This is a genomic window from Pseudomonas sp. B1(2018), from assembly GCF_003097365.1.
Taxonomy (GTDB): domain Bacteria; phylum Pseudomonadota; class Gammaproteobacteria; order Pseudomonadales; family Pseudomonadaceae; genus Aquipseudomonas; species Aquipseudomonas laurylsulfatiphila.
On the sequence record NZ_PYUK01000022.1, the window covers coordinates 82,024 to 96,717 of the forward strand.

Consider the following 14,694-nt stretch of genomic DNA (forward strand, 5'->3'; position numbering starts at 1 on the left):
GTCACATTCAATGAATGAGTTGACTGACACAACGCTTTCGCGAGCAAGCCCGCTCCCACAGTTGACCTGTGTTGTCAGCTGGCTTTGCGCAAGGCCGCGTGCTGCGGGTTGAAGGTCAGTACGGCGAGCAACGCGAACAGCAGCGTCAGCCCCATGCACACCGCCAGCGCCAGCGGATTGAAGCGTTCATACAGGGCAAAACGCACCAGCTCCACCGCATGGGTGAACGGATTCACCGCGCACAGCCAGTACAACCATTCGCTGGCTTCGCGCATCTTCCACAGCGGATACAGCGCCGATGACAGGAAAAACAGCGGGAAGATCACGAAATTCATCACCCCGGCAAAGTTCTCCAGCTGGCGGATCGCGTTCGACAGCAACAGGCCCAGTGCGCTGAGCATCAACGCCACCAGCAGCAGCGCCGGCAACGCCAGCAACAGGCCCATGGCCGGTGGTCGCACGCCGTAGACCCAGGCAATCGCCAGGAACGCATAGACCTGCAGCAGCGAAATCAGTGACGTGGCCAGCAGCTTGCTGCACAGCAGGAAGGTACGCGGCAGGGGGCTGGTCAGCAGCACGCGCATGCTGCCCATCTCGCGGTCGTAGACCATCGACAGAGAACCCTGCATGCCATTGAACAGCAGGATCATGCAGGCCAGGCCGGGAATGATGTAGACCTCGTAGGGGATGTAGGTGTCGTAGGGCTCGATGATCGCGATCCCCAGCGCTGCGCGAAAACCCGCCGCGAACACCAGCAGCCACAGCAACGGCCGCACCAAGGCGCTGAGAAATCGGGTGCGTTGCAGCACAAAGCGCAGCCACTCGCGCAGCACGATACCGCTGAAACATTGCCAGTAAGCGTTCATTGGGCAGCTCCCGATGTAGTCAGGCGGGTGAAGGCCGAACCGAGGTCACCGCCGTGCTCCAGGCTCAGTGCATCGGCTTGTCCGCTGGCCACCAGCCGGCCTTGATGCAGGATCAGCAAGTCATCGCTGGGCTGCACTTCGTCGAGCAGGTGGGTGGTCCAGAGCACGCTGATGTGCTCCTCGCGACACAGGCTGCGGATGTGCTGGTTGAGCGCCAGGCGACTCGCCGGGTCGAGGCCGACACTGGCTTCATCGAGCAGCAAAAGGCGCGGCTCATGCAACAGGGCGCGGGCAATTTCCACCCGGCGACGATGGCCGCCATTGAGTTCGCGCACCCGTTCGCGGCGGCGCTCGGTCAGGGCCTGGCGGGCCAGTTCGGCGTCGACCCGAAGGTCGGTCTGGCGCCGGGACAGGCCATGCAATGCCGCGTGATAACGCAGGTTCTGCTCGACGCTGAGGTCCAGGTCCAGGGTGCTTTGCTGGAACACCACGCCCAACTGCCTGAGTGCCGGGCGTGCCGCGCTGCGCAATGAACAGCCACCAACGCGGATCTCGCCGTGCTGCAGATCATAGAGCCGGGTCAGCAGGGCAATCAGGGTCGACTTGCCGGCACCGTTGGGGCCCAGCAGCGCGGCGAAACGTCCGGGTTCCAGGCTGAAACTTACCTTGCGCAAGGCCTCACGGGCGCCGTAGGCAAAGCTCAGGTCGCTGACTTCGAGGGCGTTCATGGTGTCACCACCACGCCCCAGGGATAGCGCCCGACCTTCACCGACTTGCTGACCTTGAGGCTGTCGACATCGATCACCGAGACATCGCCGCTGACGCCGTTGGTGGCCAGCAACTGCTTCTGATCCGGGGTGAACGCCATCTGCCAGACTCGTCGACCCACCAGCAGGTAATCGAGTATCTCGTAAGTCCTGGCATCGATCACTGCCACATGATTGGCCGGGCCGAGGGCGACGAAGCCGTACTTGCCATCGGCGCTGAGCTTGATGCCGACCGGCTGGACCTTGTCCGGGTGCACGCCCTTGATCTGGAAGTTCAGGGTCTTGAGCACGGTGCGGCTGGCCACATCGAGAATGGTCACGGTGCCGCCGATTTCCGCCGAGGCCCAGAGTTTCGTGCCATCGGGGGAGAACTCGACGAAGCGCGGACGCTGGTCCACCAGGGTGCTGTCGGCCAGGGTCTGGGTGCTGGTGTCGATCCAGTGCAACATGTTGGTGGTTTCGCTGGTGTTGACCGCCCACTGTCCGTCAGGGCTGACGGCCATGCCCTCGGGCTCGACGCCGACATCGATCTGGCCGAGTACCTTGGAGGTCTCGGTGTCGATCACCGTCACCAGCGCATCGTCTTCGTTGGAGACGTACAGCCAGCGGTTGTTCGGGTGCAAGGCGAATTGCTCGGGGTCTTTGCCCGAGGGCAGTTCCTTGATGATCTTGCGGGTGGCCACGTCCATCACCTGGACCCGGTCCGAGTCGCTGGCGCAGATGTACAACAGCTTGTTGTCATGGGACAGCAGCAGGCCGCGAGGGCGCTGGCCGACGGGCAGGGTGTCGGTGACTTGCAGGGTCTGCATGTCGATCAGGCTCAGGCTGTTGTCCTTTTCGTTGGAGACCCAGGCAGTGCTGGCAACGGCATGGCCGGCGGCGAGCAGCAAGGTGCACGAGAGCAGGGTGCGGCGCATGGCGGATTCCTTGTTGTTGTGATGTTCGGATCAGGGAAAGCGGCAGCTGACTTCGGGTTTGTCGTAGCCCAGGCTGTCCATCTCGTTGAACGGGTGCAGAAAGCCGTCCTGGGGTGAGGTGCTGACCAGCGCCCGGGGCTGGACGATGGGAATCGGTTGGCGCAACTGGCCGTTCCATGGCCGGTAGCTGAGCTTGCGACCCTTGAAACCGTCGAGGGGCAACTGGTCGCTGATTTCCAGCGTACGGATCGCCATCGGCTCGGCCTGGCGCAATTTGCTCACGGCGCTGGCGATACTGCGCACGGCCATCCAGGCGGCGAAATCGCGGTCATTCATCCAGCGCCCGGTCAGGGCTTCAAAGCGTTTTTGCAACTGTGCGGCGCCGTAGGTTTCCACGGTCTTGTGCCAACCCACCGGGGTCAGGCCCTGGGTGCCGGCGACCGGGCGTGGGTACCAGGTCTGGTAGGGCACGTATTCACCGAAATCGCCGCGTTCATCGGCCACCAGTACCACGTCGTACTCGGCGGTCTGGGTGAACAGCGGCATGTCGGCCTGGGCGCTGCGGCGTTGGTCGTTATCGAAGCTCCAGGTTTTTTCCGCCACCAGTTGCAAGCCGAAACGCTTGGCCCCGCGGCGCAGGGCGGCGGCATAGGCTTGATCGTCCGGCGTCGGGCCGACAATCAGCAGCGCCCGTTGCCATTTGCGCAACACCAGAAACTGCGCCAGCGCATCGGCGAGCATCGCCCGGCTCGGCAAGGTGTGCAGCACGTTCGGCAGGCAAGCGGTGGTGCGCAGGCTGTCATCGGCACTGCCGGCGTTGAACAGCAAACTGTCGGGCAGTGCCGCACTCAATTGGCGCAGGCTGGTCGCGGGGGCATTCACCACAAACAGGCGCAGGCCTTGTTCGTGCTGAGCCTTCGCCGCTTCGAGCAAGGCTTCGGGGCTGTCGACGCTGGCGCTGACCAGGCTGTAGCCGTGGTTGAGAAAGCGCCCGGTGCTGTTGCTGTCGGTGATCGCCAGTTCGGCGCCGCGCAGCCCGGCATCGGTGGGTTCGGGAATGACGTTGGACAGCAACGGGCCGGGGTCGGGGCGATAACTCAGGTAGCCGATGCGCACCTGCAAGAGTGCATCGGCGGCCTGGCTTTGGGTGGCCAGGCCGGCGGCGCAGGCAATCGCCAGCAGGTAGATCAGGGCGTAAGGGGCAAGCTGGCGCATAAGGCTCTCCATGACCGTTAGCGCCAGCATAGGAAGCCTGGGGTGCAGTGAAAATATGCAGAAAGTACCGAAGGGCCAGTACCAAGGTAGTAGCCCGCCACACACGGCGCGGTTCTAGCATGGGTAACCACGGCCAATGATCTGGAGGGGATTGACCATGCGTATCGTCAAAGCACTGCTCCTGCCGTTTCTGCTGATCCTGACCCTGATCGGCGTCGACCGGCTCCAGGGTCCGCGTCCCGCGTCCAACGATCGCCTTACGACCAAGGGAGTAGGTGGCGACCACCAAAGCAGCATGGGGTCTGGGCGCAGGGCTTTCTAAGATGGCTGCCATAGCCTCTGCCAAGAGGTTTTGCGTGCAATCCAGAGGGCATGACAATGACAACAAAATGCAACGCCTTGCTCGTCACCGGGCTATTGGCCAGTTTGATCAGCGCAGGTTCTGTCTGGGCCCACGGCAACGTGGTCCCACAGGCCGTGGCCACCCCGGGGCTGACCCCGATCAAGGAAGCCGGTGTGCAACTCGATGCCGATGGCTGGGCCGCGGTGAACCCGTATCGCACCGCCCCGGAACACGACAAGGCAGTGGAAATCGGTGCCTCGGCCTACACCCAGAACTGCGCGGCCTGCCATGGCCTGGAAGCCAAGTCCGGCGGCATCGCCCCTGATTTGCGCATGCTCGATGTCGGCGAGGCGGGCGATGAATGGTTCGCCGAACGGGTGCGCCATGGTGCGGTACGCGACGGTCGCGTGTACATGCCGAAGATGGCCGACTACCTGAGCCAGGAAGCCCTGTGGGCGGTGCGCACTTACCTGGACACTGTGCACGTCGAGGAGTGACCCATGCGCCTGTTCGCGGTGTTGATCAGCGCTCTGTGGCTGTGCTGCCAGGCGGCGCAGGCGCAGGTTCGCAACTACGACGAAATGATCGCCGCCGGGGAGCTGAAGGTGGCGGTCTACAAGGACTTCGCCCCCTACAGTTTTGAGCGCGCCGGCAAGCCCCAGGGTGTCGATGTCGAGCTGGCCGAAGCCCTGGCCAAGGCGCTCGGCGTGCGCCTGACGCTGATCTGGGCGCCGGCCGGGGAAAAGCTCGACGACGACCTGCGCGATTACATCTGGCGTGCCAGTGCCTTGCACAACCAGCAACTGGCCGACCTGATGATGCGCGTGCCCTACGACCATGACTACGCGCAGAAGCGCAACGAGCTCGGTGAGCTGGTCAACGGCCATGTGGTGATGTTCGGTCCCTACCAGAACGAACAATGGCAGGTGGCCTATGACCGCCGAAGGCTGGACAAGGTCGCCAGCGTCGCGGTGTTCGAGCAGCACCCGATTGGTGTCGAAGTCGACAGCGTGCCGTCGTTCTACCTGACCTCGGTGTTCAACGGCATGCTGGCCGGCAAGACCCATCACTATCCGGGCGTGCCCCAGGCGTTTGCCGCGATGAAGGCCGGTGAGGTCGACGCGGTGATGGCCATGCGCGGCGAAATCGACTGGCAAGTGCACGAAGCGGCCGACCCGCAGCTGGCGCTGGCAGAAAACGCCTACCCGAACATGGGCAAGCAGCTCTGGGAAATCGGCTTGGCGGTGCACGAAAGCAACCGGCAACTGGCCTATGCCGTGGAAGAGGCGCTCGAAGGCCTGATCCGCGAGGGCGCGGTGAAGACCATCTACGGCCATTACGGCCTGCAGTACGACGTGCCCGAGATGTATCAATAAGGAGCAGGCGATGAAATGGCGAGGGAGTTGTCTGTTGGCCTGCTGGTTGAGCCTGGCGGCACAGGCTGGCGCGATCGATCCTGGCAAAGACCCGGTGCCATCGGTGATGTGGGCTTTCTATCACCAGCAGTTTCTGGGCAATGCGCCGTTCGTTTTCGATGAGCGGGTCAAGTTGCTGGCGCCGCCGTTTGCCGAAGACGCCCGGCAGGTGCCGCTGGAAATCGACGCCCGCGCGTTCAAGGGCGAAGTGGTAAGAATCCTCGCCTGGGCAGAACTGAATCCGTTGCCGAAAATTGTCGACTTCCAGCCGCTGGATTCGGTTTTGCCCTGGCTGTCGTTGCGCATTCGCATCGAACAGGCCACACCCCTGCGTGCGGCGGTGTTGACCCGCGACGGGTTGTGGCATGTCGGCTCGACCCTGATTGACGCCGCAGGTGGCGGTTGCACCGCGCCGAGTGTGGTGCGCACCCAGCCGGGCTGGGAGGAGCACATCGGCGAAGTGCTCGGCGGGCGCTATCCCCGGGACGGGTTCAGCCGTGTGCGTATGCAGGTGGCCCATCCCATGGACAACGGCATGGTCAGCGGCATTCCGGAATTTTTCATCAACCATGCCGAGCTGCGCGACCACAACGAGCACGTGCTGGCCCGGCTGGAGCTGTTCCCCGCGGTCAGCGAAAACCCCAACCTGGCCTTTGACATCGAGGGGGCAGGGCAAACGCGTCTGTTGCTACGGGACAACAGCGGCAATGAGTTCGATGCGTCGATCCCCTGACCCCAAGGAGCGTGGCATGCGCTGGATCCTGTTGATGGTGTTAAGCATCAGTCTGCCGGCCCTGGCCGATCTCGACTACTCACTCAAGCCCCGGCAGATCGCCCGGGACACCTGGCTGCTGGAAGGCAGCACCGATAATTTTGCCAAGGCCAATGGCGGCAACATCGTCAACACCGCGTTTATCGTCACTGAACGCGGTGTGGTGGTGATCGACACCGGGCCGTCCCGGCGTTACGGCGAAGCGATGCGCAAGGCCATTGCCGCCACCACCGACAAGCCGGTGATCGAGGTCTTGCTGACCCATCACCACCCGGACCATGTGCTGGGCAATCAGGCCTTCACCGACGTGCCGATCGGCGCCCTGGCCGGCACCACCGAACTGTTGCACCGGCAAGGCGATGCGATGGCCGAGAATATGTACCGAATGGTCGGCGACTGGATGCGTGGCACCGAAGTGGTGTTGCCGACGCAGACGCTGACACCCGGCGTGAAAAGTTTTGGGAATCACGATCTGCGCTTGCTGAGCCTGGGTGGGCATACGGGCGCGGATCTGGCTATTCTCGACCAGCAAACCGGCGTGCTGTATGCCGGGGACCTGGTGTTTTATCAGCGGGCGCTGACCACGCCCAACAGTCCGGGGCTGTCAGTGTGGCTGGCGGACATCGCGACCCTGCAAGATTTGCCCTGGACGCAGGTCGTGCCGGGCCATGGGCCGGTGGCCAGTGACCGGCAACCCTTCGAACAGATGCGCGATTACCTGACCTGGCTCGATCAGCTCATGCGCGACGGCGCGGCCAGTGGCAGTGATATGGCCGAGATGATCCGCAGCCCCATCCCCGAACGCTTCGCCGGGATCAACCTGAGCCGTTATGAACTGATCCGCAGCGTCAGTCATCTGTACCCGCGCTATGAGCGCGAGCGGATGATGCGGGTGGATTCCAACGCAAATAACTGACCCACCCCGATCCAATGTGGGAGCGGGCTTGCTCGCGAAGGCGGAGTGTCAGGCAACAACGATGTTGAATGTGCCGGCCTCTTCGCGAGCAAGCCCGCTCCCACAGGGGGGGGCTGTGTCGGGTACAAAATCGCTGCTCATCCCTTCCCACCCTGTACCAAGGAACTAGCAATCTCCTCATTGCGGGCAATTGTTGCCAGGGCGGCGGCGACCAAGAATCTGCACCAGACCGGGAAAATTTCCGGACATAACAAAAATCCGCAGAGGAAGCCGTCATGACTCAACCCGCACGTCGCCAGCCCTTCGTCCTGAGCCTGCTGCTCAGTGCCATGCTGTTGTCCGGCCAGGCATTGGCCGGGGTTTCCGACCAGGACATTCTCCAGGACCCGAAGAATCCGGAACAGGTCGTGACCAACGGCCTCGGCGTTCAAGGGCAGCGCTACAGCCCGCTGGATATTCTCAACGTCGACAACGTCAAGGAACTGCGCCCGGCCTGGGCGTTTTCCTTCGGCGGTGAAAAACAGCGGGGCCAGCAGGCGCAGCCGATGGTCAAGGACGGCGTGATGTACATGACCGGTTCCTACTCCCGGGTGTTTGCCGTGGATGCGCGCACCGGCAAGAAACTCTGGCAATACGATGCGCGCCTGCCCGATGACATCCGCCCTTGCTGCGACGTGATCAACCGTGGCGTCGCGCTGTATGGCGACCTGGTGATTTTCGGCACCCTCGACGCCAAGCTCGTGGCGCTGAACAAGGACACCGGCAAGGTGGTGTGGAGCAAGAAAGTCGCCGACCACAAGGAAGGCTACTCGATCAGTGCCGCGCCGCTGGTGATCAATGGCAAGCTGATTACCGGCGTGGCCGGTGGCGAGTTCGGGGTGGTGGGCAAGATCGAGGCCTACGACCCGAAAAACGGTGATCTGCTGTGGACCCGTCCGACGGTCGAAGGCCATATGGGCTATGTCTACAAGGACGGCAAAGCCGTGGAGAACGGCATCTCCGGCGGCGAGGCGGGCAAGACCTGGCCGGGCGATCTGTGGAAAACCGGCGGTGCAGCCCCCTGGCTTGGCGGTTATTACGACCCGGAAACCAACCTGCTGCTGTTCGGTACCGGCAACCCGGCGCCGTGGAACTCGCACCTGCGCCCTGGCGACAACCTTTACTCCTCGTCGCGCCTGGCGCTCAACCCGGATGACGGCACCATCAAATGGCACTTCCAGAGCACGCCCCACGACGGTTGGGACTACGACGGGGTGAACGAGCTGGTGTCGTTCAACTACAACGAAGGCGGCAAGGAGATCAAGGCGGCGGCCACGGCTGACCGTAACGGTTTCTTCTACGTGCTGGATCGTACCAACGGCAAATTCATCCGTGGCTTCCCGTTCGTGGACAAGATCACCTGGGCCACCGGCCTGGATAAGGACGGCCGGCCGATCTACAACGAAGCCAGCCGTCCCGGCGCCCCGGGTTCGGAAGTCAAGGGCAGCTCGGTGTTCGTGGCGCCGGCGTTCCTCGGTGCGAAAAACTGGATGCCGATGGCCTATAACCGGGACACCGGGTTGTTCTATGTGCCGTCCAACGAATGGGGCATGGACATCTGGAACGAAGGCATCGCCTACAAGAAAGGCGCGGCGTTCCTCGGCGCCGGCTTCACCATCAAGCCGTTGAACGAAGACTACATCGGCGTGCTGCGGGCCATCGATCCGAAAACCGGCAAGGAAGTCTGGCGTCACAAGAACTACGCGCCGCTGTGGGGCGGTGTGCTGACCACCAAGGGCAACCTGGTGTTCACCGGCACGCCTGAAGGCTTCCTGCAGGCGTTCAACGCCAAGACCGGCGAAAAGGTCTGGGAATTCCAGACCGGCTCCGGCGTGCTCGGCTCGCCCGTGACCTGGGAAATGGACGGCGAACAGTACGTCTCGGTGCTCTCCGGCTGGGGCGGCGCGGTACCGCTGTGGGGCGGCGAAGTGGCCAAGCGGGTCAAGGACTTCAATCAGGGCGGCATGCTCTGGACCTTCAAGCTGCCCAAGGACCTTGTAGCCAAACACTGATCCCTTGTGGGAGCGGGCTTGCTCGCGAATGCGGTGTGTCATTCAGCAACTTTGTGGCTGACACGACGCCTTCGCGAGCAAGCCCGCTCCCACATTAATTCGTGTGAAACCTACGACCAAATAACGAGAGACCCTCCTGCCAACGACGCATTCGTCTGGCACGCGGGGCTCTCTAGTATCGGCTCATCGCCTGTCAATACGACAGGCATCGACCCAGACAGAGGCCCACCATGATCTACGCACAACCCGGAACCCCAGGCGCCGTCATTACCTTCAAGCCGCGCTACGGCAACTTCATCGGTGGCGAGTTCGTTGCCCCGATCAATGGCGAGTACTTCACCAACACCTCGCCGGTCAACGGTGAAGTGATCGCCGAGTTCCCGCGCTCCAGCGCCGCCGACATCGACAAGGCCCTCGACGCCGCCCATGCCGCTGCCGACGCCTGGGGCAAGACCTCGGCCCAGGACCGCTCCCTGGTGCTGCTGAAAATCGCCGACCGCATCGAGCAGAACCTTGAGGTCCTGGCCGTCACCGAAACCTGGGACAACGGCAAGGCCGTGCGCGAAACCCTGAACGCCGACGTACCGCTGGCGGCCGACCACTTCCGTTACTTCGCCGGCTGCATCCGTGCCCAGGAAGGCGGGGCTGCCGAGATCAACGAGTTGACCACGGCCTATCACTTCCATGAGCCCCTGGGCGTGGTCGGGCAGATCATTCCGTGGAACTTCCCGCTGCTGATGGCCGCCTGGAAACTCGCACCGGCGCTCGCCGCCGGCAACTGCATCGTGCTCAAGCCTGCCGAGCAAACGCCGCTGTCGATCATGGTGTTCGCCGAGCTGATCGCCGACCTGCTGCCCGCGGGCGTGCTGAACATCGTCCAGGGCTTCGGTCGCGAAGCCGGCGAGGCCCTGGCCACCAGCAAGCGCATCGCCAAGATCGCCTTCACCGGTTCGACCCCGGTGGGCGCGCACATCATGCATTGCGCCGCCGAGAACATCATCCCGAGCACCGTCGAACTGGGCGGCAAGTCGCCGAACATCTTCTTCGAAGACATCATGAACGCGGAACCGGCGTTCATCGAAAAAGCCGCCGAAGGCCTGGTGCTGGCGTTCTTCAACCAGGGCGAAGTCTGCACCTGTCCGTCCCGGGCGCTGGTGCAGGAGTCGATCTACGAGCCGTTCATGGCCGAGGTGATGAAGAAGATCGCCAGGATCAAGCGCGGCAACCCGCTGGACACCGACACCATGGTCGGCGCCCAGGCGTCCGAGCAGCAATACGACAAGATCCTCTCGTACCTGACCATTGCCCAGGAGGAGGGCGCCGAGCTGCTCACCGGCGGCGCGGCCGAACGCCTGGAGGGCGACCTGTCCAGCGGTTACTACATCCAGCCGACCCTGCTCAAGGGCCACAACAAGATGCGCGTGTTCCAGGAAGAAATCTTCGGTCCGGTGGTGGGTGTCACCACCTTCAAGGACGAAGCCGAAGCCCTGGCGATTGCCAACGACAGCGAGTTCGGCCTCGGCGCCGGCCTGTGGACCCGCGACATCAACCGCGCCTATCGCATGGGCCGGGCGATCAAGGCCGGACGGGTGTGGACCAACTGCTACCACCTGTACCCGGCGCATGCGGCGTTCGGCGGGTACAAGAAGTCCGGCGTCGGCCGGGAAAACCACAAGATGATGCTCGACCACTATCAGCAGACGAAAAACCTGCTGGTGAGCTACGACATCAATCCGCTGGGGTTCTTCTAACCCACTGAATGCACACAATCCCTGTAGGAGCTGCCGAAGGCTGCGATCTTTTGATCTTGGAATTCACAATCAAAAGATCGCAGCCTTCGGCAGCTCCTACAGGGGTTTGTGTGTGTTTCATGTATACGGTTACCCCCTACCAAATCACCCCCGAACCTCCTTCGAAAGTAGCATTCGGCCCCCCGACCCACCGTGTATTAATGGCTCTACCGGAATCACCCGGCACAAGAAGAGGAATGACCCATGTGGACTAAACCCGCGTTTACCGATCTGCGCATTGGCTTCGAAGTGACGATGTATTTCGCCAACCGTTGAATGATCACCCGGCCAGCCGATGGGTTGGCCGGACCTGCCTCCTGGAGCATCCGCCATGCACATCCGCGTTCTCGGTTCCGCCGCTGGCGGTGGTTTTCCTCAGTGGAACTGCAACTGCCGCCAGTGCGCCGGTGTGCGCAATGGCAGCCTGCGGGCCCAGCGCCGTACGCAGTCGTCGATTGCCTTGAGTGACGACGGGGTGGAGTGGGTGCTGTGCAACGCGTCACCGGACATTCGCGCGCAACTCGAGAGTTTTGCACCACTGCAACCGGCGCGGCGCCTGCGTGACAGCGCCATCGCCGGTATCGTGCTGCTGGACAGCCAGATCGACCATTGCACCGGTTTGCTCAGCCTGCGCGAAGGCTGCCCCCATGACGTCTGGTGCACCGAGCGTGTGCATCAGGACCTGAGCAGCGGTTTCCCGCTGTTCACCATGCTCGGACACTGGAACGGCGGACTGCACTGGCAACCGGTCGGCCTCGATCGCCAGCCGTTCGGCATCCCGGCCTGCGGGCATTTGCAATTTCGCGCGATTCCCCTGGTGAGCAACGCGCCGCCGTATTCGCCCAATCGCGGCAACCCGCAACCGGGCGACACCATTGGCCTGTTCGTTGAAGACCTGCGCAGCGGCGCGTCGCTGTTCTATGCGCCGGGCCTTGGCCGAATCGACGATGAAGTGCTGGGCTGGATGCAGCGTGCCGATTGCCTGCTGCTGGACGGCACCCTGTGGCGCGACGACGAGATGCGTCTGTGCGAAGTCGGCCAGAGCCAGGGCAGCGAAATGGGGCACCTCCCACAAAGCGGCCCCGGCGGGATGCTGGACGTGCTGGAGGGTTTCAACCGCCAGCGCAAGGTGCTGATCCACATCAACAACACCAATCCCATTCTCGATGAAGACTCGGCCGAGCGGGCTTTGCTGGAGCGGCGGGGGATCGAAGTGGCATACGACGGCATGAGTATTGAGCTGTAGCGAAGGACGCCTTCGCGGGCAAGCCCGCTCCCACAGGTTTTGTGGACACTGCCGAACCCTGTGGGAGCGGGCTTGCCCGCGAAGAGGCCGGATCAGACACCGAAGATTCCCCGGAGACCCGCAATGACCGACACCCCCCTGTCCCCCAGCGAATTCGAAGCCGCCCTGCGCGCCAAGGGCGCCTACTACCACATCCACCATCCTTTCCATCAAGCCATGTACGCCGGCCGCGCCAGCCGCGAGCAGATCCAGGGCTGGGTCGCCAATCGCTTCTACTATCAGATCAACATTCCCCTGAAGGACGCCGCGATTCTCGCCAACTGCCCGGACCGCGACGTGCGCCGCGAGTGGCTGCAACGGATCCTCGACCACGACGGCGCCCCCGGCAGCGAGGGCGGAATCGAAGCCTGGCTGCGCCTGGGCGAAGCCGTGGGTCTGGATCGCGAGCAGATCCTCTCCCAGGAGCTGGTGCTGCCCGGCGTGCGTTTCGCGGTGGACGCCTACGTCAATTTCGCCCGTCGCGCCTGCTGGCAGGAAGCGGCCAGCAGTTCGCTGACCGAACTCTTTGCCCCACAGATCCATCAGTCGCGACTCGATGCCTGGCCGACCCATTACCCGTGGATCGACGTCGCCGGCTACGACTATTTCCGCACGCGCCTGAGCCAGGCGCGGCGCGATGTCGAGCATGGGTTGCGCATCACCCTGGCGCACTACGTGACGGCCGAGGGGCAACAACGCATGCTGGAGATCCTGCAGTTCAAGCTCGACGTGCTGTGGAGCATGCTCGATGCCATGAGCATGGCCTACGAACTTGCGCGCCCGCCGTATCACACGGTTACCGGCGACAAGGTCTGGCACCGGGGGATCGCCCTGTGAGCCTGATCGACCGCCAGCAGTCACCGGCCTTGCGTCGCGGTTTTCGTCTGCAATGGGAGCCCCGTCAGGACTGCCATGTGCTGCTGTACCCCGAAGGCATGATCAAGCTCAACGCCAGTGCCGGGCAGATTCTCGACCTGGTGGATGGCCAGCGCAGTGTGGCGGCGATCATTGAGCGATTGAGCGCGAATTTCCCCGGCGTGCCCGGGATCGACGAAGACGTGCTGGCGTTTCTGGAGGTGGCCCATGCGCAATTCTGGATCGAGTGAGACGCTGCCCGGACCGCCGTTGTGGCTGCTCGCCGAGCTGACTTACCGCTGCCCGTTGCAGTGCCCCTATTGCTCCAATCCGTTGGACTTTGCCCGGCACGGCGAGGAACTGAGCACACAAGAATGGATTCGCGTATTCCGCGAAGCGCGGGACATGGGCGCCGCGCAATTGGGCTTTTCCGGTGGTGAGCCGCTGGTGCGCCAGGACCTCGCCGAACTGATCAAGGCCGCCCGGGACATGGGCTACTACACCAATCTGATCACCTCCGGCATCGGCCTGACCGAGCAGAAGGTGCGCGACTTCAAGGTGGCCGGGCTGGACCATATCCAGATCAGCTTCCAGGCCGCCGACGAAGCGGTGAACAACATGCTCGCCGGCTCGCGCAAGGCCTTTGCCCAGAAACTCGCCATGGCCCGTGCGGTGAAAGCCCAGGGCTATCCGATGGTGCTGAATTTCGTCACCCATCGGCACAACATCGACCGGATCGCGCAGATCATCGAGCTGTGCCTGGAGCTGGAGGCGGACTTTGTCGAGTTGGCCACCTGCCAGTTCTACGGCTGGGCTGAACTCAACCGCGTCGGCCTGCTGCCCACTCGCGAGCAATTGCAGCGCGCCGAGCGCATCACTAACCAATACCGCGAACGCCTTGAAGCCCAGGGTCACCCGTGCAAGTTGATCTTCGTCACCCCGGACTACTACGAGGAACGTCCCAAGACCTGCATGAACGGCTGGGCCAACCTGTTTCTCGACATCACCCCCGACGGCACGGCCTTGCCTTGCCACAGCGCCCGGCAGTTGCCGGTAGCGTTTCCCAACGTGCGCGAGCACAGCCTCTCGCACATCTGGAACGACTCGTTCGGCTTCAATCGTTTTCGCGGCGACGACTGGATGAAGGAGCCGTGCCGCTCCTGCGACGAAAAGCACAAGGACCTGGGCGGGTGCCGCTGCCAGGCCTTCATGCTGACCGGCGATGCCGCCAATGCCGACCCGGTGTGCAGCAAGTCGCCGCACCACGGAGTGATCCTCAAGGCCCGTGAGGAAGCCGAGGCGCCGGGGATGGGGATGGAGCATCTGACATTGCGCAACGCGAAGGCTTCGCAGCTGATCTACCGCGGCTAGTCTGGCGACACAGATCCCTTGTGGGAGCGGGCTTGCTCGCGAAAGCGGTGGGTCAGGCAATATAAATGTTGAATGTTAAGGCCTCTTCGCGAGCAAGCCCGCTCCCACAGGGGGGCTGCGGTGAATTTGAA

General features: G+C 63.1%; 16 protein-coding genes. 12 read left to right on the forward strand and 4 right to left on the reverse strand.

Going from position 1 to position 14,694, the window contains the following annotated elements; translation table 11 throughout:
- Positions 1-74: 74 nt before the first annotated feature.
- The 4 genes from C9422_RS27105 to C9422_RS27120 are packed head-to-tail and all read right to left on the reverse strand — an operon-like array spanning position 75 to position 3,765.
- A complete protein-coding gene (locus C9422_RS27105) occupies positions 75-866 on the reverse strand; it encodes an ABC transporter permease (protein ID WP_116582809.1) in 792 nt (263 codons plus the stop codon).
- Entirely contained in the window at positions 863-1,594 is a 732-nt protein-coding gene (locus C9422_RS27110; RefSeq protein WP_095967638.1) for an ABC transporter ATP-binding protein, read from the reverse strand. The genes C9422_RS27105 and C9422_RS27110 overlap by 4 nt, the downstream gene beginning before the upstream one ends.
- Positions 1,591-2,550, reverse strand: coding sequence for a YVTN family beta-propeller repeat protein (locus tag C9422_RS27115; protein ID WP_116582810.1), 960 nt, complete (start codon positions 2,548-2,550; stop codon positions 1,591-1,593). The genes C9422_RS27110 and C9422_RS27115 overlap by 4 nt, the downstream gene beginning before the upstream one ends.
- Positions 2,551-2,580: 30 nt before the next feature.
- Entirely contained in the window at positions 2,581-3,765 is a 1,185-nt protein-coding gene (locus C9422_RS27120) for an ABC transporter substrate-binding protein (RefSeq protein WP_116582811.1), read from the reverse strand.
- A gap of 157 nt (positions 3,766-3,922) precedes the next feature.
- Here C9422_RS27120 and C9422_RS32320 point away from each other — a divergent pair, with 157 nt between their 5' ends.
- From C9422_RS32320 to pqqE, 12 genes are all read left to right on the forward strand, one after another.
- Positions 3,923-4,087 (forward strand): hypothetical protein, encoded by a 165-nt coding sequence (locus C9422_RS32320; RefSeq protein ID WP_165824819.1) that lies wholly within the window; start codon positions 3,923-3,925, stop codon positions 4,085-4,087.
- 56 nt (positions 4,088-4,143) lie between these two features.
- On the forward strand, positions 4,144-4,605 hold the full coding sequence (gene pedF, locus C9422_RS27125; protein WP_104447415.1) for a cytochrome c-550 PedF: 462 nt from the start codon (positions 4,144-4,146) through the stop codon (positions 4,603-4,605).
- A gap of 3 nt (positions 4,606-4,608) precedes the next feature.
- Positions 4,609-5,484: an ABC transporter substrate-binding protein gene (locus C9422_RS27130; RefSeq protein WP_116582812.1), complete on the forward strand. Its 876-nt coding sequence runs from the start codon at positions 4,609-4,611 to the stop codon at positions 5,482-5,484.
- 10 nt (positions 5,485-5,494) lie between these two features.
- Positions 5,495-6,256, forward strand: a complete 762-nt coding sequence (locus C9422_RS27135) for a quinoprotein dehydrogenase-associated SoxYZ-like carrier (RefSeq protein WP_116582813.1) — start codon at positions 5,495-5,497, stop codon at positions 6,254-6,256.
- Positions 6,257-6,272: 16 nt separating this feature from the next.
- Positions 6,273-7,211, forward strand: a complete 939-nt coding sequence (locus C9422_RS27140) for a quinoprotein relay system zinc metallohydrolase 1 (protein WP_116582814.1) — start codon at positions 6,273-6,275, stop codon at positions 7,209-7,211.
- Between the two features lie 275 nt (positions 7,212-7,486).
- Entirely contained in the window at positions 7,487-9,262 is a 1,776-nt protein-coding gene (locus C9422_RS27145) for a PQQ-dependent methanol/ethanol family dehydrogenase (RefSeq protein ID WP_102701835.1), read from the forward strand.
- Positions 9,263-9,492: 230 nt separating this feature from the next.
- Positions 9,493-11,013, forward strand: coding sequence for an aldehyde dehydrogenase family protein (locus tag C9422_RS27150; protein ID WP_102701836.1), 1,521 nt, complete (start codon positions 9,493-9,495; stop codon positions 11,011-11,013).
- A gap of 243 nt (positions 11,014-11,256) precedes the next feature.
- A complete protein-coding gene (pqqA, locus tag C9422_RS27160; RefSeq protein ID WP_003253598.1) occupies positions 11,257-11,328 on the forward strand; it encodes a pyrroloquinoline quinone precursor peptide PqqA in 72 nt (23 codons plus the stop codon).
- A gap of 55 nt (positions 11,329-11,383) precedes the next feature.
- On the forward strand, positions 11,384-12,298 hold the full coding sequence (gene pqqB / locus C9422_RS27165; RefSeq protein ID WP_116582815.1) for a pyrroloquinoline quinone biosynthesis protein PqqB: 915 nt from the start codon (positions 11,384-11,386) through the stop codon (positions 12,296-12,298).
- Positions 12,299-12,421: 123 nt separating this feature from the next.
- A complete protein-coding gene (pqqC, locus tag C9422_RS27170; protein ID WP_116582816.1) occupies positions 12,422-13,174 on the forward strand; it encodes a pyrroloquinoline-quinone synthase PqqC in 753 nt (250 codons plus the stop codon).
- Positions 13,171-13,443 (forward strand): pyrroloquinoline quinone biosynthesis peptide chaperone PqqD, encoded by a 273-nt coding sequence (gene pqqD, locus C9422_RS27175; RefSeq protein ID WP_007972043.1) that lies wholly within the window; start codon positions 13,171-13,173, stop codon positions 13,441-13,443. Before pqqC ends, pqqD begins: the two co-directional genes overlap by 4 nt.
- Entirely contained in the window at positions 13,421-14,563 is a 1,143-nt protein-coding gene (gene pqqE / locus C9422_RS27180) for a pyrroloquinoline quinone biosynthesis protein PqqE (RefSeq protein ID WP_116582817.1), read from the forward strand. The genes pqqD and pqqE overlap by 23 nt, the downstream gene beginning before the upstream one ends.
- Positions 14,564-14,694: the final 131 nt, after the last annotated feature.

What these genes read in the sequence shown, in the direction of transcription:
- C9422_RS27105 (WP_116582809.1), bottom strand. Translation starts at nt 866, where the DNA reads ATGAACGCTTACTGGCAATGTTTCAGCGGTATCGTGCTGCGCGAGTGG.
- C9422_RS27110 (WP_095967638.1), bottom strand. Translation starts at nt 1,594, where the DNA reads ATGAACGCCCTCGAAGTCAGCGACCTGAGCTTTGCCTACGGCGCCCGT.
- C9422_RS27115 (WP_116582810.1), bottom strand. Translation starts at nt 2,550, where the DNA reads ATGCGCCGCACCCTGCTCTCGTGCACCTTGCTGCTCGCCGCCGGCCAT.
- C9422_RS27120 (WP_116582811.1), bottom strand. Translation starts at nt 3,765, where the DNA reads ATGCGCCAGCTTGCCCCTTACGCCCTGATCTACCTGCTGGCGATTGCC.
- C9422_RS32320 (WP_165824819.1), top strand. Translation starts at nt 3,923, where the DNA reads ATGCGTATCGTCAAAGCACTGCTCCTGCCGTTTCTGCTGATCCTGACC.
- pedF (WP_104447415.1), top strand. Translation starts at nt 4,144, where the DNA reads ATGACAACAAAATGCAACGCCTTGCTCGTCACCGGGCTATTGGCCAGT.
- C9422_RS27130 (WP_116582812.1), top strand. Translation starts at nt 4,609, where the DNA reads ATGCGCCTGTTCGCGGTGTTGATCAGCGCTCTGTGGCTGTGCTGCCAG.
- C9422_RS27135 (WP_116582813.1), top strand. Translation starts at nt 5,495, where the DNA reads ATGAAATGGCGAGGGAGTTGTCTGTTGGCCTGCTGGTTGAGCCTGGCG.
- C9422_RS27140 (WP_116582814.1), top strand. Translation starts at nt 6,273, where the DNA reads ATGCGCTGGATCCTGTTGATGGTGTTAAGCATCAGTCTGCCGGCCCTG.
- C9422_RS27145 (WP_102701835.1), top strand. Translation starts at nt 7,487, where the DNA reads ATGACTCAACCCGCACGTCGCCAGCCCTTCGTCCTGAGCCTGCTGCTC.
- C9422_RS27150 (WP_102701836.1), top strand. Translation starts at nt 9,493, where the DNA reads ATGATCTACGCACAACCCGGAACCCCAGGCGCCGTCATTACCTTCAAG.
- pqqB (WP_116582815.1), top strand. Translation starts at nt 11,384, where the DNA reads ATGCACATCCGCGTTCTCGGTTCCGCCGCTGGCGGTGGTTTTCCTCAG.
- pqqC (WP_116582816.1), top strand. Translation starts at nt 12,422, where the DNA reads ATGACCGACACCCCCCTGTCCCCCAGCGAATTCGAAGCCGCCCTGCGC.
- pqqE (WP_116582817.1), top strand. Translation starts at nt 13,421, where the DNA reads ATGCGCAATTCTGGATCGAGTGAGACGCTGCCCGGACCGCCGTTGTGG.